Annotated in this window: 23 protein-coding genes and 1 pseudogene; 13 read left to right on the plus strand and 11 right to left on the minus strand. The window is 41.8% G+C overall.

Annotated features, from left to right (window positions below; all coding sequences use genetic code 11):
• Window positions 1-267: 267 nt before the first annotated feature.
• The 6 genes from V7K60_RS10235 to lgt form a co-directional block, all read right to left on the minus strand.
• The gene (locus V7K60_RS10235; protein ID WP_334925146.1) at window positions 268-729 is read right to left on the minus strand and encodes a hypothetical protein; all 462 of its coding nucleotides are present in this window, start codon (window positions 727-729) and stop codon (window positions 268-270) included.
• Window positions 730-870: 141 nt separating this feature from the next.
• On the minus strand, window positions 871-1,962 hold the full coding sequence (gene rlmN, locus V7K60_RS10240; RefSeq protein WP_334925148.1) for a 23S rRNA (adenine(2503)-C(2))-methyltransferase RlmN: 1,092 nt from the start codon (window positions 1,960-1,962) through the stop codon (window positions 871-873).
• Between the two features lie 79 nt (window positions 1,963-2,041).
• Window positions 2,042-2,395, minus strand: a complete 354-nt coding sequence (locus tag V7K60_RS10245) for a phenylpyruvate tautomerase MIF-related protein (RefSeq protein ID WP_334925150.1) — start codon at window positions 2,393-2,395, stop codon at window positions 2,042-2,044.
• Between the two features lie 241 nt (window positions 2,396-2,636).
• Window positions 2,637-2,987, minus strand: a complete 351-nt coding sequence (locus V7K60_RS10250) for a hypothetical protein (protein WP_334925154.1) — start codon at window positions 2,985-2,987, stop codon at window positions 2,637-2,639.
• A 22-nt stretch (window positions 2,988-3,009) separates the two neighbouring features.
• A complete protein-coding gene (gene cobM, locus V7K60_RS10255) occupies window positions 3,010-3,828 on the minus strand; it encodes a precorrin-4 C(11)-methyltransferase (RefSeq protein WP_334925156.1) in 819 nt (272 codons plus the stop codon).
• Window positions 3,829-4,038: 210 nt separating this feature from the next.
• Window positions 4,039-4,914 (minus strand): prolipoprotein diacylglyceryl transferase, encoded by an 876-nt coding sequence (gene lgt, locus V7K60_RS10260; RefSeq protein ID WP_334925158.1) that lies wholly within the window; start codon window positions 4,912-4,914, stop codon window positions 4,039-4,041.
• Between the two features lie 295 nt (window positions 4,915-5,209).
• Here lgt and coaD point away from each other — a divergent pair, with 295 nt between their 5' ends.
• From coaD to V7K60_RS10280, 4 genes are all read left to right on the plus strand, one after another.
• Complete coding sequence (gene coaD / locus V7K60_RS10265; RefSeq protein WP_334925160.1) at window positions 5,210-5,761, plus strand: pantetheine-phosphate adenylyltransferase; 552 nt, start codon at window positions 5,210-5,212, stop codon at window positions 5,759-5,761.
• Window positions 5,671-6,339 carry a DivIVA domain-containing protein gene (locus V7K60_RS10270; RefSeq protein WP_334925161.1) on the plus strand — a complete coding sequence of 223 codons (669 nt, stop codon included), beginning with the start codon at window positions 5,671-5,673 and terminating at the stop codon, window positions 6,337-6,339. Before coaD ends, V7K60_RS10270 begins: the two co-directional genes overlap by 91 nt.
• Before the next feature lie 292 nt (window positions 6,340-6,631).
• Window positions 6,632-8,164 (plus strand): AAA family ATPase, encoded by a 1,533-nt coding sequence (locus V7K60_RS10275; RefSeq protein WP_334925163.1) that lies wholly within the window; start codon window positions 6,632-6,634, stop codon window positions 8,162-8,164.
• Window positions 8,161-8,832 carry a hypothetical protein gene (locus V7K60_RS10280; protein ID WP_334925165.1) on the plus strand — a complete coding sequence of 224 codons (672 nt, stop codon included), beginning with the start codon at window positions 8,161-8,163 and terminating at the stop codon, window positions 8,830-8,832. The genes V7K60_RS10275 and V7K60_RS10280 overlap by 4 nt, the downstream gene beginning before the upstream one ends.
• A 145-nt stretch (window positions 8,833-8,977) precedes the next feature.
• Here the strand turns inward: V7K60_RS10280 and V7K60_RS10285 are convergent, their stop codons facing one another.
• From V7K60_RS10285 to cysS, 3 genes are all read right to left on the minus strand, one after another.
• Entirely contained in the window at window positions 8,978-10,324 is a 1,347-nt protein-coding gene (locus V7K60_RS10285; protein WP_334925167.1) for a TldD/PmbA family protein, read from the minus strand.
• Window positions 10,325-10,549: 225 nt separating this feature from the next.
• Window positions 10,550-11,989 carry a TldD/PmbA family protein gene (locus V7K60_RS10290; protein ID WP_334925169.1) on the minus strand — a complete coding sequence of 480 codons (1,440 nt, stop codon included), beginning with the start codon at window positions 11,987-11,989 and terminating at the stop codon, window positions 10,550-10,552.
• Window positions 11,990-12,098: 109 nt separating this feature from the next.
• A complete protein-coding gene (gene cysS, locus V7K60_RS10295) occupies window positions 12,099-13,628 on the minus strand; it encodes a cysteine--tRNA ligase (protein ID WP_334925171.1) in 1,530 nt (509 codons plus the stop codon).
• Window positions 13,629-13,765: 137 nt separating this feature from the next.
• Between cysS and V7K60_RS10300 the strand changes: the two genes are divergently transcribed.
• From V7K60_RS10300 to V7K60_RS10320, 5 genes and pseudogenes are all read left to right on the plus strand, one after another.
• Window positions 13,766-14,875, plus strand: a complete 1,110-nt coding sequence (locus V7K60_RS10300) for a CobW family GTP-binding protein (RefSeq protein ID WP_334925173.1) — start codon at window positions 13,766-13,768, stop codon at window positions 14,873-14,875.
• Between the two features lie 405 nt (window positions 14,876-15,280).
• Window positions 15,281-15,734: pseudogene (gene dtd / locus V7K60_RS10305) on the plus strand (D-aminoacyl-tRNA deacylase).
• Between the two features lie 103 nt (window positions 15,735-15,837).
• The gene (psb28, locus tag V7K60_RS10310) at window positions 15,838-16,179 is read left to right on the plus strand and encodes a photosystem II reaction center protein Psb28 (protein WP_334925175.1); all 342 of its coding nucleotides are present in this window, start codon (window positions 15,838-15,840) and stop codon (window positions 16,177-16,179) included.
• 107 nt (window positions 16,180-16,286) lie between these two features.
• On the plus strand, window positions 16,287-16,799 hold the full coding sequence (locus tag V7K60_RS10315) for a MogA/MoaB family molybdenum cofactor biosynthesis protein (protein ID WP_334925177.1): 513 nt from the start codon (window positions 16,287-16,289) through the stop codon (window positions 16,797-16,799).
• 345 nt (window positions 16,800-17,144) lie between these two features.
• Entirely contained in the window at window positions 17,145-18,896 is a 1,752-nt protein-coding gene (locus V7K60_RS10320) for a diguanylate cyclase domain-containing protein (protein ID WP_442944365.1), read from the plus strand.
• A 168-nt stretch (window positions 18,897-19,064) separates the two neighbouring features.
• On the opposite strand, the gene mraY is transcribed toward V7K60_RS10320, so the two are convergent.
• Both mraY and V7K60_RS10330 read right to left on the minus strand, forming a co-directional pair.
• The gene (gene mraY / locus V7K60_RS10325) at window positions 19,065-20,168 is read right to left on the minus strand and encodes a phospho-N-acetylmuramoyl-pentapeptide-transferase (RefSeq protein WP_334925181.1); all 1,104 of its coding nucleotides are present in this window, start codon (window positions 20,166-20,168) and stop codon (window positions 19,065-19,067) included.
• A gap of 79 nt (window positions 20,169-20,247) precedes the next feature.
• Window positions 20,248-20,481 (minus strand): DUF3134 domain-containing protein, encoded by a 234-nt coding sequence (locus V7K60_RS10330; protein WP_334925183.1) that lies wholly within the window; start codon window positions 20,479-20,481, stop codon window positions 20,248-20,250.
• A 243-nt stretch (window positions 20,482-20,724) separates the two neighbouring features.
• On the opposite strand from V7K60_RS10330, the gene V7K60_RS10335 reads away from it, so the two are divergent.
• The 4 genes from V7K60_RS10335 (at window position 20,725) to V7K60_RS10350 (ending at window position 23,354) form a co-directional block, all read left to right on the plus strand.
• Window positions 20,725-21,309, plus strand: a complete 585-nt coding sequence (locus V7K60_RS10335; RefSeq protein WP_334925185.1) for a PAP/fibrillin family protein — start codon at window positions 20,725-20,727, stop codon at window positions 21,307-21,309.
• A gap of 399 nt (window positions 21,310-21,708) precedes the next feature.
• Entirely contained in the window at window positions 21,709-21,924 is a 216-nt protein-coding gene (locus V7K60_RS10340; RefSeq protein WP_334925187.1) for a photosystem I reaction center subunit IV, read from the plus strand.
• Window positions 21,925-22,176: 252 nt separating this feature from the next.
• Window positions 22,177-23,052 carry a DNA-formamidopyrimidine glycosylase gene (locus V7K60_RS10345; protein ID WP_334925189.1) on the plus strand — a complete coding sequence of 292 codons (876 nt, stop codon included), beginning with the start codon at window positions 22,177-22,179 and terminating at the stop codon, window positions 23,050-23,052.
• An 86-nt stretch (window positions 23,053-23,138) separates the two neighbouring features.
• On the plus strand, window positions 23,139-23,354 hold the full coding sequence (locus V7K60_RS10350; protein WP_289795289.1) for an NAD(P)H-quinone oxidoreductase subunit O: 216 nt from the start codon (window positions 23,139-23,141) through the stop codon (window positions 23,352-23,354).
• Window positions 23,355-23,366 lie beyond the last annotated feature (12 nt).

The raw sequence follows: 23,366 nt of genomic DNA on the forward strand, positions 1-23,366 counted from the left end.
GGACTTTGAAATGGACTTTAAAATTGGCTCCCCTTCTCCCACACTTGAGAGAAGGGGTTGAGGGATGAGGGCTAGTTTTACATTTGTGTAAGAGGTCTAATAAATACGCTAAGTCGTCCTTTGCACGTCTCTGAAAAAGAAGATTTAGCGGTTTAGTTACATTAGTGGCCAGTCAGTAGCAAGATGCCGCAGGGTATTCTTCACTTTCTTATTCTGGATTCTGAATTCTGGATTCTGAATTCTTCTTCAACAGAAATTTTGAACACTTCACAGGTTTTCTTTCTGTTGTCTAAGTTCTTGCTGTTGTCTCTGTTCTTGTAATCTAAATTGTTGTTGTTGTCTAATTTGTTGATCTTGTCTAAGTTGTTGATCTTGTATTCTCAATTGTTGCTGTCGTGTAAATTGTTGCTGTTGTAGTCTGGTTTCTTGCTGTTGTAGTCTAAATTGTTGCTGGCGTATTAGTTCTTGCCGTTGTCGTGTAAATTCTTGCTGTTGTTGTTGTTGTTGTCGTGGTTGTTGAAGGTTTTGGCGTAGCCATGTTTCCTTCAATTGCTCTTGTGTTTGCTGAGTTCGTTCCTCTTGTTGTTGTCTCATTCTTTCTTGAAAGAACTCAGGTTGCTGAGGAATCGGTTTAATTATTTGTCCATAAGCAGGAGAATTTATGGGCAGAGCTTTTGCAAGAACAATCGCTAGTAGCCATAGTTTAAGTGTCAATGATCGATTCAACATACAGTTATTTGCGATCGGTTGGGTTTAGCGATCGCTTAACCTTAATATAACAATTTTTACCGCTGCCCTATTGCACCAATTGCGACTAACGTCAAGATATCTGTGAGATTAAAGTAATTAAATTTACTGACTGCAACAGATTTAATTCTTACTTGCTCTTAGTTGCCCGCAAGCAGCATCGGCTTCTAAACCACGGGAATAACGGACACTAACAGCAGTATTTTGCTGCTTGAGAACGTTGACAAATACTTGAATGCGATCACGGTTGGGACGTTTATAATCTACTTCTTGGATGGGGTTGTAAGGAATCAAATTCACATGACTTTGGAATCCTCGCAGGCATTTTGAAAGTTCTAATGCATGTTCTGGTAAATCGTTAACACCAGCGAGGAGAACATATTCAAAAGTAACGCGGCGTCCAGTGATTTCCACATATTCCCGACATTCAGCCAGTAAATCTTCTAGAGGATAGGCGCGGGCGCTGGGGATGAGTTTTTCGCGTAGTCCTTGGTTGGGGGCGTGGAGACTCACAGCCAGAGTGATTTGCAAATTGTTTTGCGCGAACTGACGGATGCGATCACGAATTCCCACTGTAGAAACTGTAAGTGATCGCTGCCCAATACCGACATCTTGATTGAGGGATTTCAAGGCTGCTAGGACATTCTCAGTATTCAACAACGGTTCACCCAGTCCCATAAACACCACATTGCTAACCCGTTGCTGAAAATCTTCTTGCACAGTTAACACCTGATCAACAATTTCGTGCCGTGCTAGGTTGCGTTTGTAGCCTCCCTTACCAGTAGCGCAGAAATCACACGCCATTGGGCAACCCACCTGAGTAGAGACGCAAACTGTCAGACGGGCTTTTGGGCCTTCTCCCCTTTCTGCGAAGGTGGGGATGCCAACAGTTTCTATAATCTGCCCGTCTGTTAATCGTAAAAGATATTTGACCGTACCATCGGGAGCCTCAGAGCGGTAATGTAAAATCGAGCGCCCAATCGGAACTTCTGCTACTTCTTTCCGCCATTGTTTGGAGAAGACAGAAATATCAGCTAGCGATCGCACTCCTTTGTCGTATATCCATTCATGCAGTTGCTTTCCTCTGTAAGCAGGTTGTCCTTGTTGCTGCACCCAAGTAATTAACTCCGCCAGAGAAGCACCTAGAAGGGGAGGGATTAATTCTGATTTTTCTGAGTTGAAGTTAACCTGAGATACAAGAGGCGTAGCAGACATAAAAAAATCACGAGTTGATGTTGGATCTCTATCCTACACCTGCTAGATCGAGTTAGTCTTGACCAAAGAAGACGGGGAATTAAGCAAAGGTTGTGCCATTCCAGCCCCACATTGCACCCTTAGCGTCTGCAAACTCTATATAAATTCGATTTTTCGGCACACCTAGAGTTTGGTTAATCTGCTGGCAAAAGTCTTGACTCATTGCTGCGGTTTGCTCTGGCTTCATCGTGCCAACGCTTTTAATTTCAATATAGCAAACTGGGTCTGTATTCCCTGCAAAGGTCATGGGGATTTCTGGCTCAAAAGCAGTCATTACATAAGATTCTGGTTTTCCCAAATGTTTTGCTAACTTGGCTGATAGGTTTAAAAGCATCGACTCAATTTCAGCTTTTTGAGGAGCAGTTGCAGAAGTTTGCACTTTAATTAATGGCATAGTACTAAATTGGGATTTGGGACTTTATTCACACTGTTAAGTTTATCGTCATACCAATTCTGTATGAAGATGCGCTAAACCATATTTAAGTACAAGGAAGAAAAACGAACCGCAAAGGACACAAAGAAACAAAGAAAGAAGACTGCTTAGATACACTGAAATACATCTGGGTCAAAATGACCCGGAATGGCCTTTTTCCACAACCAGCTTGGTTAATCTTCTAAAAGCTTTTGCTAATAATTTAAGGGTATTTTTCCCTAGTTGCAGGTTTTTTAATACTACTGCCAATAACGCTAACCTTTAAGGTTATACCTGACTTTTTAGGCAACCATCCTATTTGTATAGCTTGTTTTATCCATAATGCTACGTCTTTTGGTGTTACTTCGCTATTAATGAGGCTGTAACCTTGTGGATGAAGCCTATCAGTAAGAATCGCTAATACTGACCCAGCCTCAGTAGCGTGTTCTACTGCAACATGGAGATGTCCATCAGCATAGTCGGCTTGTGCGTTAGTAGCTTGTCTTCGGATTAGCCAGATGAATGGTTCTCCATCAACTATTATTTTTCTTGTACCTTTTTTCGGTATTGACATCTCTGTTGCTATATTTTTTGGACTACTCTGAGCGAAATAGATGACTATGTTCGGGATGATATAAACGCGATCGCCCTGTTGCTGATGAAAGTGTTGGACTGATGATATAAAGTGTAGTGCGAATTAATTTTTCTTGATGAGTGCAGTCTGCCATTTGATTCAGAGGGACAACCTTAATTTTTTCATCGGGCCATCCGATGCGAAAGCAAATGGCAATCAAGGTTTCGGCTGGGTAATGTTCGAGTAGTTTAGCTTGGGCATTTTCGACGTGACGCGCACTTAAATACAAGCAGAGGCTAGCCTGATGTGCTGCAAGAGTGGCTAATTCTTCAGCTGCGGGGACTTCTGTACGTCCGCTGATGCGTGTCAAAATGATAGTTTGGACTAAACCGGGGACAGTCAATTCTATTTTGAGTTTGGCAGCAGCAGCTTGAAAGGCGCTGATACCAGGTATGACTTCAAAAGGAATATTTGCCTCTTTTAGGAGGTGCATTTGCTCGTGGATGGCGCTGTAGAGACTAGGATCGCCAGAATGGAGACGGACTAGAGATTTATGCTGCGATCGCACCCTATCGATCATAATCGGCAAAATTTCTTCTAAAGTCTGATTCGCAGTTTTAATTATCTCCGCATCTTTTCGGCAAAGTTCTAAAATTTGTTCGGGTATTAAAGAATCAGCAAATAAAATCACATCAGCAATAGCCAGCAGTTTCTGCGCCTTCACCGTTAATAAATCAGGATCTCCAGGGCCTGCTCCGACAATATACACAGATGGTTCTACAACATATAGTGTTTTTTTATAGCTTAGGCTTTCTGTATATTCACTTTTAGAAGAACACACGGCAATCCCTCAAAAAATTTTTTGGTATTTTCTCAGTATCTTTCCGGATTCACTCTTTTTCCCTAGTAGAGAGTAATGGTAGATGCACCCTGGTTAAGCCCTAGAGAATACTCTGGGGCATTTTTTATTTTTTAGTCATTGAGAATTGAGCATTGGGCATTGGGCATTGGGCATAATTATTCTCCTTGTCCCCTTGTCCCTTTGTCCCCCTCATGCCCCCCTCTCTCCATTTCCCTTAGAAGTAGGAACTACATCGGGTAAAGGGCGTTTGAGTAAGTAAAGCCAAGCTAATCCAACTAATCCCAATAAAATTCCTAAACTACTGACTACTTGTGCCATCCGTAATGGCCCCAGCATCAAGCTATCAGTGCGAAAGCCTTCAATCCACAAGCGTCCTAAGCTGTAGGCTGGCCAGTAAATTAGAAACAGTGTGCCTACCTTCAGACGTGGCTTACCGGATAAAGACCGGAAAAACAACGTTATTAGTAGCGTAAACACCATTAAATCCCATAGAGATTCGTAGAGGAAGGTGGGATGAAAGTAATCGAAACTAATATACTCTAAAGGACGATGGTCTGCTGGAATATACAGCTTCCAGGGTAAATTCGTAGGATCGCCAAAAGCTTCAGAATTAAAGAAATTGCCCCAACGTCCGATCGCCTGCCCTAAAATCAGCGAAGGCGCAACTAAATCTGCCAGTTGCCAGAAAGAAACCTGCTTGATTCTGGCAAAGATTAACGCAGCCACAACACCACCAAGAATCGCTCCATGAATGGCAATACCTCCTTCCCAGATCGCAAAAATTTTTCCTGGAGTTGGGGCATATTTTGACCATTCAAAAAAAACGTAATATAGTCGTGCGCCAGGAATAGCCCCAATCAATAACCAAAAGAACAAATCGCCTAGTAACTCAGGATTAACGTTACGGCGCTTTGCCAAATTCTGGGAAAGGATGACGCCAATTAACACTGCTGTGGCAATTAACAAGCCGTACCAACGAATACTTAGTGGCCCTATTTTCACCAGAATCGGTCCTGGAGAAGTAAATTGAAACGCCAAGGGCAAAGTGGGAAAATCCAGTGCCATGAAAAATTACCTAGAAAAGTTCGTTAACTACCCGCGCACTTTGCTAAGTACGGAGTTCCTTGTGTCTCGAATACTGTAACTACACTTGAATCTTCCACAACATTGTGGGGACGTAGGTAAAAATCCAGTATTCATATTTAGGAGTCTAGTTCCTAACGCCTAGTTGAGCATAACTTATGCCACTAAAACAATTGAGTTTACCATCCTTACCGAGAGCGCAAGATGGTAGATTTGAGTAAGTTACACAAAATGGTTTCGATATAATCACTTAAACAACTTTGATATATTTAAAATTGTGATTGCTATTTATCCTGGTAGCTTCGACCCCATTACCTTGGGACACCTCGATCTCATCGGGCGCGGTAGTCGGCTGTTTGAGCGGGTGATTGTCGCTGTACTACGGAACCCTAACAAGATGCCACTTTTTAGTGTGGAGCAACGGCTAGATCAGATCCGTCTTTCTACAGAACATCTACCTAATGTAGAAGTAGACAGCTTTGATGGTCTTACCGTCAATTATGCTCAAATGCGACAAGCACAAGTTTTGATCCGGGGTTTACGGGCTGTGTCAGATTTTGAAGTGGAACTGCAAATGGCTCACACCAATAAAACTCTTTCTACCCAAATAGAAACAGTTTTTCTCGCAACCTCAAATGAGTATAGTTTTTTAAGTAGTAGTGTGGTAAAAGAGATTGCAAGGTTTGGTGGCTCTATCGATCATCTCGTTCCCCCACACATTGCCCTAGATATATACCAATGCTACAATCAGAAATCTCCAATGTTGAACCCAATCTCAACGGAAGCAATCCCCCCTCTCAAGAATATCTCGGTGGAGAGGGAAGCATAGATATTCAGCAGGAACTCAACCGCCTAGAGGAAATGGTTCTCTCTAGTCTCAGAATTCCGCTGACGGGACGCACACTCATAGATGAAGAAAAGCTGCTAGATCAGCTTGATTACATCCGGCTGGCTTTACCATTACTTTTTCAAGAAGCAGCAGTAGTTCTTAACCAAAAGGACGAAATTCTGCTGGAGGCGGAAGAGTATGGACAGCAGGTAGTTGAGGCTGCACAAGCCAAAAGAGCGCAAATTTTAGCTGAAAGCGATATTATTCATCAGGCGGAACAAGAAGCTGAACAACTCCGGCGACAAGTGCAACAAGAGTGTGAGGGAATAATGCAAGAAACCCTCGCCGAGATTGACCGCAAGCGGTATGCTTGTCAGCAAGAGTTAGAGCTGATGCGACAAAATGCGATCGCTCAGGCTCAAGAAATTGAAGATGGTGCTGATGCTTATGCTGATGGCATTTTGGGAAATATCGAGCAGGATCTCAAAGATATGTTGCGAATTATCACCAACGGCCGGCAACAATTGCAAATTGATAACCTCACCCAGCGTAATTCACCTCCTGGAAAGAAAAGATAAACTGTAGTCCTAGCATTTACCAGTTTGGACTGACGGGATTGTAAAAAGATGGTTTGATGCATTTTTCTCATAGAGAGGCAATGTACACATCGCGTTTGTACAAAAGATGCTTTGCTAGAGGCGCAACAGCTGATTGAGCTTGTTGCAAGTATCAGAATATAAGCAGGTTTTATCCAACCAGACCCAAAATTTCTCAGGTTGTACAGTCAAACTAGAAGAAGAAGGTCTACTCTGTTTGTGAGCCACGTCTGCTTGGCACTTTTGCAATGTTTTCTGCCAACAGAGGAATATTATGCTAACTAGGTTGAAAGTTTCTGGTTTTAAGAACCTCGTCGATGTTGATGTCCGCTTCGGGCCATTTACTTGTGTAGCCGGAGCTAATGGGGTCGGGAAATCTAACTTATTTGATGCTATTAGATTTTTGAGTGCGATCGCTGATCGAACCCTAATTGACGCTGCCTTATCTGTGCGAGATGAAGAAGGTCGAACAGCGGATGTGCGTAGTCTATTTCACCGAGTTAGTCATGAATATACAGATAAAATGTCTTTTGAGGCAGAAATGATCGTACCAGAGGAAGGCGTAGATGATTTAGGACAACAGGCAAAAGCTAGTATTACCTTTCTTCGTTACTCTTTGACTCTAGCTTATCGTTCAGATGATAGTTTACGGTCTTTAGGGTCGTTGGAAATTATCAAAGAAGAGTTAGTTCACATCAACCTTGGTGATGCAAGAAAAAACTTATTGTTTCCTCACAGTGTTGAGTGGCGTAAATCCGCAGTTAAGGGAAAAAGAACTTCACCATTTATTTCAACTGAGACTGATAAAGATAAGACTGTGATTAAGCTACATCAAGATGGTATCAAAGGAAAACCTCTATCTCGACTAGCTGCAAATCTTCCTCGAACAGTACTTTCTGTTGCTAATGCTGCTGAAAGTCCAACAGCCTTACTAGCGCGAAGAGAAATGCAATCTTGGCGATTACTTCAATTAGAACCTTCAGCACTACGTCAACCAGACGAATTTACAGCACCTACAAAATTAGACATGGATGGTTCTCACTTGGCTGCAACACTCTATCACTTAGCAAGGTTAAATAAAAATTATTCTCTAGATGGAGTTTCTGAGGATGAGGCCGAAGCACAAGTTTACAGCCAAGTTGCTAATCTTTTAGCAGAACTAATTGATGATGTGGGTGAAGTAGGGATTGATCGAGATGAACGTAGGGAACTCCTGACATTAATGGTGATTGGTAGAGATGGTACTTCACATCCAGCCAGGGCTTTATCAGATGGAACCCTACGATTTTTGGCTTTGGCAGTTTTGGAATTAGACTCACAAGCACAAGGTCTTTTATGTTTAGAGGAACCAGAAAACGGCATTCATCCTGAGCGTATTCCCAAAATACTGAAATTGCTTCAAGATATCGCCACTGATGTTAATGAAGCTATTGGTATAGAAAACCCACTCCGCCAAGTAATTATTAACACTCACTCACCATCTGTAGTGATGCAAGTACCTGATGATAGCTTATTAGTTGCTGAATTAAAGGAAACAGTACATTCAGAAAAACGGTTTAAACGTGTTTCTTTTGGTTGTCTTCCTGATACTTGGCGAGAAAAAGAACTAGAAGCAGTCAATATTGTCCCGAAAGGCAAACTTCTTGCTTATCTGAATCCAGTAATAATTGACAAATCAGAGCTTGATAGCGATGGAGAGGTAAAAAGCTCCCAGCAATCCAAAGTAACACAAATTAAGAAACGCCGAGTTGTAGATAGAAATGACCTTCAACCATTAATTCCTGGTTTTCCTGCTGAATTGGTATGAAAGAACTTTGCTACACCTTCTTGTCAGATGGCAGTTCAGACAAAGCATTGATGCCTCTTCTTACTTGGTTATTACAGGTGAATCAGGTTGAGTGTGCTATTCAGCCACAATGGGCAGATTTGCGACGCTTACGTGAACCACCGAAAACCCTATCACTACGCATTACTAAAAGCCTAGAACTATATCCTTGCGATCTTTTGTTTGTTCACCGAGATTCAGAGCGAGAACCACGTGAAAAACGTGTAACAGAAATTCAAGAAGCTTTAAAAGAAGCTGTTCAACCAAGTGTTAAAGTACCACCTACTGTTTGTGTTATTCCAGTCCGTATGCAAGAGGCGTGGCTTTTATTTGACAAAGTAGCACTACGGAAAGCAGCAGGAAATCCTTATGGGCGCCAGTCATTAGAATTACCAGACATTCATAAACTTGAACAACTACCTGATCCTAAAGATATTCTTCATGAACTTCTATGTAAAGCTAGTGGATTAACAGGTCGGCGGCTTAAGCAATTTTCGTCAGATAAGGTTAACGGATGTGTTCATAGATTAGCAGAACTCATCAATGATTTTTCACCACTACGGGCTTTGTCTGCTTTTCAAGCACTTGACGCTGAAATTAAAGAAGTTATAGAAATACAAGGCTGGTATTTTGAATCAGAAGACAATTAGCTACAATAACTTCTATCCAAGTTAAACTAAGGTTTACATTTTAGGCAAAAGAACTCAGCCTAAGATTATTAGTATAAATTTTAAATTAATTTAATACAAAGATGCAAATAAATAAAGAACTTATTTGCATCTTTATGCAACAAATTCACAAAGTATATGTAAAATCTTCCACCAACATACCGGGAACTAAACTACCTCCAAGTTGGCGACTTTCGTATGTACCTACTTCGGCAATGAATTCTTGAAAATCGGTCAAATCTACGAGATTTTCTCCCCAGAAGCGATAGAGACTTTCATCAAAACGTAAGTTTTCAATAGGAGCGATAATTTCTCCATTTTCTACCCAAAAACAAGCATAACGAGTCATACCTGTGATTCTACCAGTATGGCGATCGCTCCAATTCAAGTAATGCAAATTAGATACATATAATCCTGTATCTAAACTCGGAAGAATCTGCTCAAAGATTAAATTTCCAGTACTGACTTCTGGCGCTCGTAAAGTCTCTGAACCATTAGCGCCGTTGGCAATTTTTTGATATTCTTTAGCAGTGCGAGAATTCACCAAAGTATTTACCAAATATCCTTTTTCTATTACAGGTAACTCCGGTGCTGCCATTTCTCCCAATTCATTAAATCGCGGTACTAATCCCCGTTGAAAATTTTCTTTCAAACTAAATCTTAGAGAAAGTTGTTTTTCTTGACGCGATAAAGCAGCTAAAGCACTGTTTCCTTGTTGGATATCAGCTTCGCTTACCGCTCCCCAAGAAAGCATTACTAATAAATCTGCAACAGCAGCAGGTGCAAAATAAGTTTTGTACTGTCCCCGTGGCAGTTCTTTCGCTGGATGAGCAAGCAATTCTAGTTGTTTTTTAGCTTCGCTAATTTTGGCTATATATTTAGATTCATTCCAATCACTCCCAGCAAATGTACCCTTAACGGCTTGTCCAGATGGGGAAAATAGAGAATAATCTAAGGTAAAAGAATCAGTAGCAAACCAGTGTTTTTGACTGCTAGAATCACCATAAGCTTTAATTACAACTCCCCCTGCGTATATTCCCGTAAAATCCAATTCAGCAACTAGTTCTAGCACAGTTGGTACTACTGCTTCAACCGCCAATAAATTCCCAGAATGTATTTCTCGACTGGTATTATTTCCTGATGGCAAAACTAGATATGGATCGACGGGTAGTAGAATAAGTTCGTCACGTAGTTCTTGCAAAGCAGTATATGCTAATTGCCAGTCTACCTCCCAATTTCCAGTAAAGGGAAACTGCCGAACACTGTTGCATTGCTCTTTCATCAAAGTCAGTTCTATCCAACCATCAGCAACACAACCAGTTTGTCGCACTTTCGCATGATTAAAACGAGTAAATTGACTTATTTCACTGCTAAGTCTCACAGTAAATTGTTCATTTTCTACTTTTTTAATCAGCAAACTTTCAATCAGTCGATTAAAGCTGACTTCTAACGCAGATAATTCCTCAATTTTCATAGATATAAAATATTAATACGGAATAGTGAGAAGGAGAAAGTTAGGAGTTAGGAGTTAAAATGATTTTTCTAAGTAGCTGGCGTAAATAAATTAAAGTTTGTAGTAAGGACTTTTGTCTTGATAATCCTTTTTTTTAGCGATGAATCGCTCACTACAAGCTAGGATTTTATTTGATGTTTAATTATACCTACCTACTTAATTCAAAACTCCTAACTATTGTATTTTTCAAGTTCCTCCACCAAAAACTTCGACATTAGCAAATACACAAACAGGTGAACCATGTCCTACCCAAATGGCCTGATTTGGTTCTCCTTTACCACAATAAGGAGTACCATACATTTGCCAGTTTGTGGCATCTCCGACTTTAATTAAACTATGCCAAAACTCTGGTGTTGTGGCGCGGTAATTAGGATTACGGAGGGTTTTGGTAAGTTTACCGTTTTCAATTAATTTAGCGTACTCACAACCAAATTGGAATTTGTAGCGGCGATCGTCAATTGACCAGGAACGGTTAGATTCCATGTAAACGCCGTGTTCTATCCCGCCAATAATGTCTTCAAAAGTGCCGTTTAAAGGCTCTAAATTCAAGTTACCCATGCGATCGATCGCTGGTCGATTCCATGAGGAAGCACGGGCACAGGCAACTCCTGGTACACCTGCTCTGGCTTGACTCTCTAGACTCCCTAAACCTCGTTGCAGTACACCTTCTTTAACTAAATACTCCCGTGTTGCTACAGCACCCGTATCATCAAAGCCATAACTGGCAAATTCACCAGGCACGGTGGGATCAAAGGTAATATTCATCAATGGCGAACCATATACTAGGTTGCCAAAATCGCTTTTATTCACAAAGCTGCCCCCAGCATAATTACGCTCATCTCCCAAAATTCGGTCAATTTCTAGGGGATGCCCGACACTTTCATGGATTTGCAGCATCATTTGATCTGGGGCTAAAACTAAATTGGTACGGGTGGTTGGGCATTCTTTTGCTGTCAAGAGTTCTATTGCTTGTTCGCCTATTTGCTGCACCCGATGCCATAAGTCTTCTTGTTTTAATAGTTCGAGTCCGCCTTGGTAACAGTTTGCTTGCGAGCCGTTGTTGCTGCGCTGCTGTACAACTGCTCCATCTTGGGCAGTGGCTCCGTAATTGGTGCCGATAGATAGTATTTTTTGATAGACTTCTGAGCCGTTGCTGCTAACAAACCAAGATTCTCTCTCGATTGTGCTGGCACTAGCTATGGTTTGCACAATTTTGTCGTCAACTTTGAGCGTTTGGCAAATACGAACCAGTAAATCATTGATTTCTCCTGGACTCAGAGCATCCAATGGTTCAAGAAATGGAGATTTATATTCACCAACGACTTTAGGGCGCTCACTTTCACGGAAGGGATGTATCCACCATTCACTGGCTGCTAATGCCTGTTTATAGGCTGTTTGAGCAGCAGCTTGTAGGGAAGACAGTTCTAGAGAGTTAGTAGCTGCATAACCCAGACAGCCATTGACCAAAACTTCCAGCATAGCTCCGACAGTGAAGGATTTGCCGTTTAGTTGGGGTAAGGCATCACGGACTAAACGGGTAGTAGAAGTCTCCTTTACGGCTCTAATACCGATCCAATCAGTGGGAATATCGAAACTAGCGATCGCTTTTTTAAGTTCAGACCACATAATTTAAGGAATTGGGAATTGGGAATTGGGAATTGGGAATTGGAAATTGGGCATTGGGAATTGGGCATTGGGAAGAATTCAATTCCTAGTCCCCAGTTCCCAGTACCCTCTAATTCCGGTGCCAGCGTGTGCCATCACGGCTATCAATTAGCGTAATACCTTCTGCTTGGAGTTGGTCACGAATGCGATCGCTTTCAGCAAAATTTTTGGCAATACGTGCTTCTTGCCTTTGCTGAATTCGCACCTCAATTTCCGCATCGCTTAAACCATCATTCACAGGCGTTTCCACTTCTGGGTTGGCTTCTAAACCCAACACTCCAGCCAATGTCACAAGTGTTTGCCATTCCTGAAGTAATTCATCTGCTGGTAGCTTTGTTTTCCCTTCATGTATCAGGATATTTCCTTCACCAATTAGTTCCTTAGCCACGAAAAATAGCCATGCTAATCCACCAGGGAAATTAAAGTCTTTGTTGAGAGCTTCGCAAAAACCTTCAGCGCTGGTGTGGAGATTGGAATTCATTTTCGTATCCAATGGCCAACCAAGTTGTTCAGCGTGTCCCTTAAAGAGTTGACCATTGGGACGAAGTACAGGGTTATTTACTGTATCCAATGACCAACCCAGTTCTTTGCCATACTTATAGCCGAAGAGTAAACCTTCTTTAAGGGTGTGCCAACCGTTGGTTGCTGCAGCGATCGCTTCGTCGGTAAAATCTATGGGTGTACGATATTGAGCAGTCAGGACGAACAACCGCACTGCCATCGGGTCAACTCCTCGATCCAGTAGGTCTCGAATAGTGGTGAAGTTGCCCAAAGATTTGGACATTTTTTCACCATCTACCTTCACCATCCCGTTATGTAACCAGTAACGCGCTAGGGGTTTTCCTGTCACGGCTTCAGATTGGGCAATTTCGTTTTCATGGTGGGGAAAAATTAAGTCAGCACCACCAGCATGAATATCTATGGTATCACCCAAGCGATCGCGCACCATTGCCGAGCATTCTATATGCCACCCTGGACGACCTGCGCCCCAAGGTGATTCCCAAGCAGGTTCTCCCAGTTTTGCTGCCTTCCATAAAGCAAAATCAAAGGGGTCTTTCTTTTTCTGGTACTCTGGATCTTCTACGTTGACACGATCGCTTTTCCCCGCTTGCATATCTTCTAACCTGCGTCCAGAAAGCTTACCATACTCAGAAAACTGTCGTACTGCATAATACACATCGCCGTCAGCAGGGTATGCAAAACCCTTATTTTCCAACTCATGAATTAACCGCAAAATGCCATTCATGGTGTGAGTAGCACGGGGATACTCATCGGCTTCTTTAATCCCCAGCCGCGCCATATCCTCAAAATATGCTTTGATAAAGCGAGCGGCTACAGCTTCCATTGAGGAATGTTCAACACAGGCTCGATTGAGAATCTTGTCATCAATATCGGTAAAATTTTGGATATATCGGACTTCATAGCCGATAAACTGGAGGTATCGGCGCACTACATCCCAAACAATGCAAGCTCTCGCATGACCCAAATGGCAGTAATCGTATACCGTCACGCCGCAGTAATACATCTTAACCTTGCCTGGTTCGACTGTTTTAAACGGTTCTTGACGACGGGTGAGGGTATTGTAAAGGGTTAGGGTCATAACAGAGTAATGCTGAAATAGAGAGATACGTAATAATAGGGTAAAGCAGCTGGGATGACAGTCCAGCATCCCTATGCTAGTGTTTTCTGGACTATCTGCGCTACATTACTACTTTTTGACTATTTGATAACAGCGCTATGCAATCAGCAGTTACACCCGAATCTTCCGCAATGGATACGCCCAAACAAGGAATGCCAGTAACAATTATTACGGGTTTCCTCGGTAGTGGCAAGACGACTTTACTCAATCATATCCTCAACAACCAACAGGGTTTAAAAACCGCTGTTCTCGTAAATGAATTTGGCGAAATTGGCATCGATAACGAGCTAATTGTTTCCACTGGTGAGAACATGGTGGAGCTAAATAATGGTTGTATCTGCTGCACTATTAATAATGATTTAGTAGATGCAGTTTACAAAGTTTTAGAACGCCAAGAAAATCTAGATTATCTAGTAGTGGAAACAACTGGATTAGCAGATCCACTACCAGTAGCTTTAACATTTCTGGGCACAGAATTGCGGGATTTAACCCGCTTAGATTCGATTATTACCGTGGTAGACGCGGCTAATTACAGCCTAGATTTATTTAACTCTGAGGCGGCATACAGCCAGATTGCCTATGGTGATGTAATTGTGCTGAACAAGGCTGATTTGGTTGATGAAGGCACTTTGAATGAGTTAGAAAGAAAAATTAACGAAGTTAAGGAAGGAGCGAGAATTATCCGCTCCACGCGATCGCAAGTGCCACTTCCTTTAATTCTGAGTGTTGGTCTGTTTGAGTCTGATAAATATTTTGACACAGTGGTGGATGAACACGAACATCACGATCATGACGATCATGACGATCATGACCACTCAACATGTGGTCATGACCATCACGACCATGACCATCACCATCACGATCATCACCATCATTCTGACCACTTAGAAAATGATGGTTTTACTTCCATATCTTTCCAAAGTGACAAGCCTTTTTCTATTAGGAAGTTTCAGTATTTCTTAGATAACCAGCTACCCTCAAATATCTTTCGAGCCAAGGGGATTATGTGGTTTGATGAAAGTCCGAAGCGTCATATTTTTCACCTTTGCGGTAAACGCTTCACCTTGGATGATGATGAATGGAAAGGTCAATTAAAAAACCAACTGGTGCTGATTGGTCAAAATTTGGATCGTGAGGCTTTAATTAGTCAACTCGAAAAGTGCATTTGTCTACCTTCAACCTCTCGTGGTAAAGGCTTTGGCAAATAAAAGTTAGAAGTTAGGAACTTACTACTCGTTCCCAGGTGGAACCTGGGAATGCATTCCTAATGGCTCCGCTATCAATTTTGAGCAATGGAAAATGAGAAAATAGCGTAGGCGTAGCCCGCACTTCTCTACGAGACGCTGCACGAACGACAAAGCTCAGTGACCATCGTAGACATTGCTTCCTCACTCCCTTACATTATCAGCTTCTTAACTTGCTAAGTGCTGTAAATTACGTGCAAGTGTTTGGCTAATAATTACGAATTACTGTCTTCTCTACGAGACGCTCCGCGGACGTAGCGGTAGCGAGTCCGCGTACTCTGTAAGAGTTGCAAGCTACGCTTTTAGCGTCTGTCTGCGACACGCTGCGCGAACGTAGAAAGCGTCATTACGAATTACGAATTAGTTAAAATGCGCGTTATTATCCAGCGAGTCAAATCATCTCAAGTTACAGTTAATGGTGAAATTGTAGGTAAAGTTGGGCGAGGGCTAAATTTGCTCGTAGGTATAGCCAATAGCGATACTGATGCTGAAATCGACTGGATGGTGCGTAAGTGCTTAGAGTTGCGGCTGTTTCCTGACGAAGGAGGAGACGACCGTTGGCAAAAATCTGTACAAGAAATTGGCGGCGATTTGTTAGTAGTCAGTCAGTTTACACTTTACGGTGACTGCCTTTAAAGGTCGTCGTCCTTCTTTTGACCGTTCAGCCGCTCCCCAATCAGCAGCGGATTTGTATAATCGTTTTGTCACCAAATTAAGAGCTAGCGGGTTGCAGGTAGAAACAGGTCAATTTGGTGCAATGATGCAAGTTACAATTGAAAACGATGGGCCCGTAACTTTGTTACTTGAAAAAGAAGCAATTTAAGTGTATATACTAAAAAATGAATCATAGTGGCCTCTAGACCGTGGTGTTCTAATTGATGAGAGAATATTAAATTAACCATCACAAAAGTTTAAATTCACTGATCATGGCGAAAATCCAGTTCTCTAGAGGTCTTGACGAAGAGGTAACTCCAGATGTGCGCTTGACGCGATCGCGCACTGGGGACAGTGGTACAGCGACGTTTATTTTTACGAATCCGAAAATTTTAGATCAAGGTACTACCGAAGATATTACCGGGATGTACTTGATTGACGAAGAAGGCGAAATAATTACCCGTGAAGTTAAGGCTAAATTTATTAACGGGAAGCCGGAAGAATTAGAAGCACTTTACGTAATGAAATCTGTCCAAGAATGGGAGCGCTTCATGCGCTTCATGGAGCGGTATGCTGAAGAAAACGATCTGGGACTGAGCAAAAATGAGGCATAGGGCATAGGGCATAGGGAATCGGGCATCGGGCATCGGACATAGGTAATTATTGTCATGCCCAATGCGCCATTCCCCATTATCTATGAGCACAAATTTATGACTGATTTATGACATCACAACCCCACCCAGACTCGCCTCAAATTGCGGTAACTTGTGCTGTAGTTACTGTCAGCGATACACGCACTTTTGAAACAGACAAAAGTGGCCAGCTAATTCAGCAGTTACTCCTTGGTGCTAACCATGCTGTAGGAGCCTACACGATTATCAAAGATGAACCAACACAAATTCAAGGGCAGATAGAAAATCTGGGTAAAAGCTCAAATTTGGATGCTGTAATTTTCAATGGTGGTACAGGTATTGCACCAAGAGATACTACCTACGATGCCATTGAGAAGTTACTTGAGAAAACTTTGCCGGGATTTGGTGAGTTATTTCGTTTTTTAAGTTATCAAGAAATTGGTTCGCGGGCGATCGCTTCTCGTGCTGTTGCTGGTGTTTATCAAAATAAATTAATCTTCTCACTTCCTGGTTCCAGTAATGCTGTGCGCCTGGCAATGGAAAAACTGATTTTACCCGAACTTACTCACTTGGTAAGTCAGGTTTGTAAGGGGGTGAAATAAGCAGCCGTTTTGATAGTTACCATAAGAAATTTTATGAATAATGCTGAGTTAAAAGACTGCCCACAAAGGGAGTTATTAAACTAATCCGCCTTTAAGTTGCATAATCCTTAACTTTAGAAAGATGCTTTTATACGGGAGTTGCAAAAGACGTAGGAATGCAATTTGAATGATTATTAGCTTATTACCAAGTACATCAGTACTGAATATTATTTCCTCACTCAGCACTCAGCATTGAGTAAGATAAAACTAAAGCTTGAGGCATTGTAACTCATCCCTTCTATAGTTACATCTTGAGACTACCCAGAATTATAGTGAAGCAGATGAAATGTTAATATCAGGTTATCAATGGAGTCTTTTTACTGGAATTGTATCATTGCTCACTCCATCACTGCATTTTCCTACTTTGGTATCTCTATAGTAATAGGGATTTTCTTTGCGAAAACTAAGGCAACGATCCCTTCTAAATATAAGCTAGCTTTTTTCTTATTAAGTGGATTCGCACTATTTCGCGGATTTCATCATTTTTTGGCGATTTTTGAGCCACATGTGCCAGTGTCCCTGCTGCACTTAGCTGTACTCGACTTAATAGCGTTTATTTCCTTGGCTGCTTTAGTCTACCTGATGCCAACCAGTTATCAAATTGTAGGGGCGATCGCCAAATCTCAAGAAGATACCCGTGAACTTCAACACAGCCAGCAGATACAACAGCTATTCTTAGATCAGGGACCGTTTGCAGCCTATATCAAAGATGAGCAATCTAGAATGCTCTACTACAACCAGGAAGTACAGTCTAGATTTTCGGTAGATCCACAAGAATGGTTGGGGAAAACGGCTAGTGAATTCTTGTCAGATCCAGAAGAGGGGCGGTGGGTAATGGAAAACGAGCAAGTCGTTTTGAAAACTCTACGCCCCTTGAAGCTGATTGAAGAGGTAAAGATACCTGGTAACGATCAGCCGTGTTACTGGCTATCGTTTAAGTTTCCGTTTAGCGATTACGCAACGGGTGCTTACCGCATTGGTGGGATCAGTATCGATATTACAGAATCCATAGAAGCACAGCGATCGCTCACTGAGCTAAATCAGCAGCTAGAAGAAAAAACACTGGAATTAGAGGCAAAAAAACGAGAACTTATATATCTCTCAGATATGACGGATATGCTTTATTCCTGTGAGTCTAAAGATGAGGTATATCAAATAGTTGCTTTAACTTTTTCCCAGCTATTTCCTAATATGAGTGGTTGTATCAATATAATTACTAATTCCAAGAATTATGTTCAGATGAATAGTTTTTGGGGAAGTAAAATAGGCAGTAAAGAAATATTTTCACTATCTGATTGTTGGGCATTGCGGAGAGGAAAATTAAACCTTTCATCGCCTTATAATTCAGGACTAACGTGCAGTCACTTAATACAGCCTGTTAGCGGCACACATTTGTGTGTTCCATTTTTCGCACAAGGTGAAACAATTGGGATCTTACACATCAATGCACTTGAAGAAATCAGTCTAGAAGCTCAACGAATTACTGAGATTATTGCTAGAACATTGGGCTTTGCACTGAATAATTTATCGATAAAACAGCGTCTACTCCATGATAATTTGCGGGATGGAATGACCCAATTATTCAATCAAAACTATATGCAAAGTATAACGGAACAAAGGCTAGCTGAAGCTGAACGATCGGGACAACCTCTTAGTATTATTTTCCTTGATATCGATAACTTCAAATCTTACAACTCGCGCTATGGGCACTTGACTGCCAATATTGTTCTCCAGGGATTAGCAAAACTGCTGTTAAAATCTGTTCGCTCTTTTGATATTGCTTGCAGATGGGGTGGTGAAGAATTTGTGATTGTGATGCCTAACATAACACTGGAAACGCTCAGGAAGCGAGTAGAACAATTAAGGCTAGATATTGAACAAATGCAATTGAAAGACGGCGATCATATCCTTGAAACTATCACCGCTTCTTTTGGAATAGCTGTATCAGAACCAGGAATTACGGTTAAGGATTTGCTGAATCGAGCAAATCAAGCGATGCTTGAAGCAAAGCGAACAGGGAAGAATCGCGTTAGGGAATATGTAAATACCTATAATTAATTCAAAATTCATAATATTGTGAGCAGTGAAATAAGCAATTTTTAAGTTGGCATCAAGTATCAGACTTTCCAACATAGAAATCAGAAACTCATAAAATTTACCATATAAAAAAACAACTCCCTGAAGATGTGGGAGTTGTTTTTTATATTCAAGCAGTTTTTAAAACATTCAGAATGGAGCGATCGCTAAACAGATGGTAGCCAAAATAGCAGCGATTATATAAAACACTCCAACCACTTGCAATTCTGACCAGCCAGTAAGTTCCAAATGATGGTGTAAGGGTGCCATTTTGAAGAGACGTTTGCCTTTGCCATCGGGACCCTTCGTAGCTTTGTAATAACTTACCTGTGCCATCACCGAAAGGGTTTCTACGAAGAAGATACCACTGAGAATAAACAGACCTACTAAGGTGTTTGTTAATAATGCTACAGCAGCTAAAGCTCCTCCCAGTGCTAAAGAACCAGTATCTCCCATGAAAACGCGGGCTGGGTTACGATTATGGGCTAAGAAACCTAAACACCCACCACTTAAAGCAGCACAAAAAACCATCAATCCTGGTGCTGTAGGCGCGACTAAAGCACCTAATGCCAAAAGTGCGATCGCAACTGTTCCTGCTGCCAAGCCATCAATACCATCTGTCAAATTAGTCGCATTACTTTCTGCAACTAGTACAAAACCGGCTATTGGCCAGAATAGGAATCCTAAGGGTAGTGTGAAGCTCACCCAAGGCAAAGCAATATTTGTAATATTAGAAGGTTGATTAAACATCAACCATAGACAAAACATAGCCGCAAAACTCACCTGCAAAGCCAGTTTTGTTTGTGGAGATATACCTTTATTTGATTTCCGGCGCAGAATTTGCCAATCGTCGAGCCAGCCAATCAATCCGTAGCTGATTGTCAAAGCCGAAACTGCAAGCACCTCTTTAGAAAAGTTAGACAATATACAGGCAAGTAGCACAGATACAGGTATAAAAAATATACCGCCCATTGTGGGAGTGCCTGCCTTTTTTAGATGAGCTTGGGGCCCATCTTCGCGAATTATTTGTCCAGTTTTAAGTGCTTGAAGTAAAGGTATTACCCAATAGCCCACCACACCTGAACCCAACGCACACAACAGCAGTGGCAAAGTTAACGACATACTTTGCCAGGGTAGCCGATTGGCGATCAAATCCAAGAAAAATGCTGTTGTGCCTAGCCCTACGGCTAATAAAGAGGCTAGAACGATTCCAGAAATATTTAATCCTTGCTCAGGAGATAATTTAGCGTCCACAGAAGTTTCCCTTCACTCCACACTTATAAAATTGAATACCATTAACTAGGGATACTACCAAGTCCCTAGTCTGAAAAGGTTAATTCTCAGCGATTCCTATATCATCATCATCGAGGTCGTAGCCAATTCCATCTTCTACACCCATTAAGGAGTCTATTCCTTCTTCGTCAGCTTGAAAATCCGGTTCGTGAACGTCACGCGCGATGATGCGACCGTTGTTTTGTAACCAGTCCAACAAAGAGGACTCTGGCTTTAGGGGGATGACATCAGCTCGCTGGTTACGAGCTGCTTCACGTAATGGAGAGTTCAACATATCGAATGAGACAAGAAAAGGTTGACGTAAGTTGACATTTAGAGTCTATCACTTGACACGGATTAATTTAGTTATCTTTTCAACCCTTTAGTTGATAAATCCGCATTCAGATAGAAATTTTTTTATTTAATAAGCATAAGGCTTAAGTCAAGCGATTCTTAGTAATTTTTATGGCTCTACATATATGTCATTAATATCTTGTTTATGCTGATGGAAAGTGAGTGATTTTTGAGGTGACAGGCGATGATGCCAAAAGCGGCTCTTATGGATGCGATCGCAGTTACTAATCGCGGTCTACTGGCGACTGAAGAACAGAAACAGGCTATCTTAGCAGCGATCGCCAATTTAGAAGACTTTAATCCTACACCCCGTCCGGTGGAAGCTAGTAATTTGCTAGATGGCAATTGGCGATTACTATACACCACTAGCAAGTCTCTTTTAAACTTAGATCGTTTACCTTTGTGCAAACTAGGTCAAATCTATCAGTGTATCCGGGTAGAGACAACCAGTGTTTACAACATAGCTGAGATTTATGGCTTACCTTATTTAGAAGGTTTAGTCAGCGTTGCTGCTAAATTTGAGCCAGTTTCAGGTCGGCGTGTCCAAGTGAAATTTGAGCGTTCTATTATCGGCTTACAACGTTTAATAGAATACAATTCTCCGGTAACTTTTATCCAACAAATTGAAGCAGGTAGAAAATTTCCCGGAATTGATGTTGCTATAAACAGTGACAAACAGCAAGGCTGGTTAGATATCACTTATATAGATAACGACCTGCGGATCGGCAGAGGTAATGAGGGAAGTGTGTTTGTCTTAACTAAAACATAAGCTTCTACAAAATAACTGTTTGCGAACGAAGGTACGCTATAACGTGTGCCTTGTCAAGTAGGGTCTAATACAATTTTAAATTTGGGATGTGTTAAGGGAGTGGAAAGATGAGGGAGAAAGAACAACTAATATTCAATGCTCAATGCCCAATGCCCAATGCCCTTCGGGAGTGCTGAGTGGGGAATTTCACTTCTTTACTCAGCACGGGCTAAACGCCCCGCTGACGCTAACGGAACTCGAAACGGGCTAAACGCGCCGTTGACGCTAACGGAAATGTTTTGCCCAGTCCCCAATTCAGACAAATAACTTAACAAAGACTCTTGCTGCGACCTTGAGGTTGTAGAGTGAAATCAATTAGCCCTCTAGATTGGCGATTGATAACTAAAAGGGAAAATAATCATGGTTCAACGTGGTTCTAAAGTACGTATTCTCCGCCCTGAATCCTACTGGTTTCAGGATCTAGGAACTGTGGCTTCCATCGACCAAAGTGGTATCAAATACCCTGTAATTGTCCGCTTTGAAAAGGTCAATTACTATGGGATCAATACCAACAACTTTGCCCAGGATGAATTAGTCGAGGTTGAAGCACCAAAGGCTAAAGCACCGAAAAAATAGCAGCAAAGCTACAAGGGGGTTGTTTGATGCGATGATGAAGGGTAGTCTTAAAGTCTGAAGTATAAAGTCTGAAAATTTCAGTTCATTCATACTTCGTCTTAGCCTACCCTAATCTCCAAGAGCTGCCCTGCGGGTATTTACGGTTTCTTTTGGGTGGTAATACGAGCCATCTAGGGCTATGTAAGTTACTACCCCATCTCTTGTTCCTCAATCCCTTAAATAAATCATAATTGCCTGCTTAACTCAGCTTGAATGCCTGAACTGCCTGAAGTTGAAACAGTCCGAAGGGGTCTAAATCAATTGACCCTCAACCAAGAAATCACGGGAGGAGATGTGTTGCTCGATCGCACCATCGCCTACCCGTTTTCTGTTGGTGAGTTTGTTGATGGAATTGAAAAAAATGCCATCGCTACTTGGCATCGTCGCGGTAAATATCTCCTCGCCGAACTCACTCACTCATCTTCCCTTTCATCAGCTGGCTGGCTAGGAGTTCATCTGCGAATGACCGGTCAACTACTATGGCTGCATCGAGATGAACCATTACATAAGCACACGCGAGTTAGATTATTCTTTGGGGATCAGCAGGAATTGCGTTTTGTTGACCAGCGAACTTTCGGTAAAATATGGTGGGTTCCGCCTGGTGTTGCTGTAGAAAGTATTATGACTGGTTTGGCAAAACTGGCAGCAGATCCATTTTCACCAGAATTTACTGTTGAATATCTAGCAAGCAAACTCCAAAACCGCCGCCGTCCAATTAAGACTGCGCTACTAGATCAATCGGTGGTGGGGGGATTAGGTAACATCTATGCTGATGAAGCATTGTTTAAGAGTGGAATTTTACCTGAAACCTTGTGTATAGATTTACAGCTAAAGCAAATTGAACGTTTGCGAACAGCCATAATTCAAGTGTTAGAAACCAGTATTGAGGCTGGCGGTACGACATTTAGTAATTTCTTAAATGTTAAAGGTACTAACGGCAACTATGGTGGTGTAGCCTGGGTTTATAACCGCGCTGGAGAACCCTGTCGAGTTTGTGGTACAGCAATTCAACGAATTAGGTTAGCTGGGCGATCTAGTCATTTTTGCTGCGAGTGTCAAACGTTACCAGGAGTTAGGAGACGCGATTAATCTCGTCTGTACAAGAGTTAGGAGTTCTAACTCAAAACTCTTTTAAAATGCAGGTGAAAGACGTTACAAATTTGAGAGAGGAACTCATGGCAGTCAAAAAAGGAGATATGGTTCGCGCTGTGCGCGAGAAACTAGAAAACAGTCTGGAGGCTAAAGCCAGTGATACTCGCTTTCCTCCTTATTTGTTTGAAACCAAGGGCGAAATTGTCGATATCAAAGGTGATTACGCCCTGATTAAGTTTGGGAAAGTGCCAACACCTAATATTTGGTTACGTGTGGATCAACTCGAAGAGTTTAAATAAGCAAAAAGAATT

The sequence above is a fragment of the Nostoc sp. genome, from assembly GCF_036917555.1.
Classification (GTDB): Bacteria; Cyanobacteriota; Cyanobacteriia; order Cyanobacteriales; family Nostocaceae; genus Nostoc.

Coding starts and splice junctions, on each gene's coding strand:
- V7K60_RS10300 (WP_334925173.1), top strand. CDS start 13,766: ATGCAATCAGCAGTTACACCCGAATCTTCCGCAATGGATACGCCCAAA.
- psb28 (WP_334925175.1), top strand. CDS start 15,838: ATGGCGAAAATCCAGTTCTCTAGAGGTCTTGACGAAGAGGTAACTCCA.
- V7K60_RS10345 (WP_334925189.1), top strand. CDS start 22,177: ATGCCTGAACTGCCTGAAGTTGAAACAGTCCGAAGGGGTCTAAATCAA.
- V7K60_RS10250 (WP_334925154.1), bottom strand. CDS start 2,987: ATGTCAATACCGAAAAAAGGTACAAGAAAAATAATAGTTGATGGAGAA.
- rlmN (WP_334925148.1), bottom strand. CDS start 1,962: ATGTCTGCTACGCCTCTTGTATCTCAGGTTAACTTCAACTCAGAAAAA.
- cysS (WP_334925171.1), bottom strand. CDS start 13,628: ATGACCCTAACCCTTTACAATACCCTCACCCGTCGTCAAGAACCGTTT.
- V7K60_RS10320 (WP_442944365.1), top strand. CDS start 17,145: ATGGAGTCTTTTTACTGGAATTGTATCATTGCTCACTCCATCACTGCA.
- V7K60_RS10285 (WP_334925167.1), bottom strand. CDS start 10,324: ATGAAAATTGAGGAATTATCTGCGTTAGAAGTCAGCTTTAATCGACTG.
- V7K60_RS10270 (WP_334925161.1), top strand. CDS start 5,671: ATGCTACAATCAGAAATCTCCAATGTTGAACCCAATCTCAACGGAAGC.
- V7K60_RS10335 (WP_334925185.1), top strand. CDS start 20,725: ATGATGCCAAAAGCGGCTCTTATGGATGCGATCGCAGTTACTAATCGC.
- V7K60_RS10280 (WP_334925165.1), top strand. CDS start 8,161: ATGAAAGAACTTTGCTACACCTTCTTGTCAGATGGCAGTTCAGACAAA.
- V7K60_RS10235 (WP_334925146.1), bottom strand. CDS start 729: ATGTTGAATCGATCATTGACACTTAAACTATGGCTACTAGCGATTGTT.
- lgt (WP_334925158.1), bottom strand. CDS start 4,914: ATGGCACTGGATTTTCCCACTTTGCCCTTGGCGTTTCAATTTACTTCT.
- V7K60_RS10290 (WP_334925169.1), bottom strand. CDS start 11,989: ATGTGGTCTGAACTTAAAAAAGCGATCGCTAGTTTCGATATTCCCACT.
- V7K60_RS10330 (WP_334925183.1), bottom strand. CDS start 20,481: ATGTTGAACTCTCCATTACGTGAAGCAGCTCGTAACCAGCGAGCTGAT.
- V7K60_RS10350 (WP_289795289.1), top strand. CDS start 23,139: ATGGCAGTCAAAAAAGGAGATATGGTTCGCGCTGTGCGCGAGAAACTA.
- V7K60_RS10275 (WP_334925163.1), top strand. CDS start 6,632: ATGCTAACTAGGTTGAAAGTTTCTGGTTTTAAGAACCTCGTCGATGTT.
- V7K60_RS10340 (WP_334925187.1), top strand. CDS start 21,709: ATGGTTCAACGTGGTTCTAAAGTACGTATTCTCCGCCCTGAATCCTAC.
- V7K60_RS10245 (WP_334925150.1), bottom strand. CDS start 2,395: ATGCCATTAATTAAAGTGCAAACTTCTGCAACTGCTCCTCAAAAAGCT.
- V7K60_RS10315 (WP_334925177.1), top strand. CDS start 16,287: ATGACATCACAACCCCACCCAGACTCGCCTCAAATTGCGGTAACTTGT.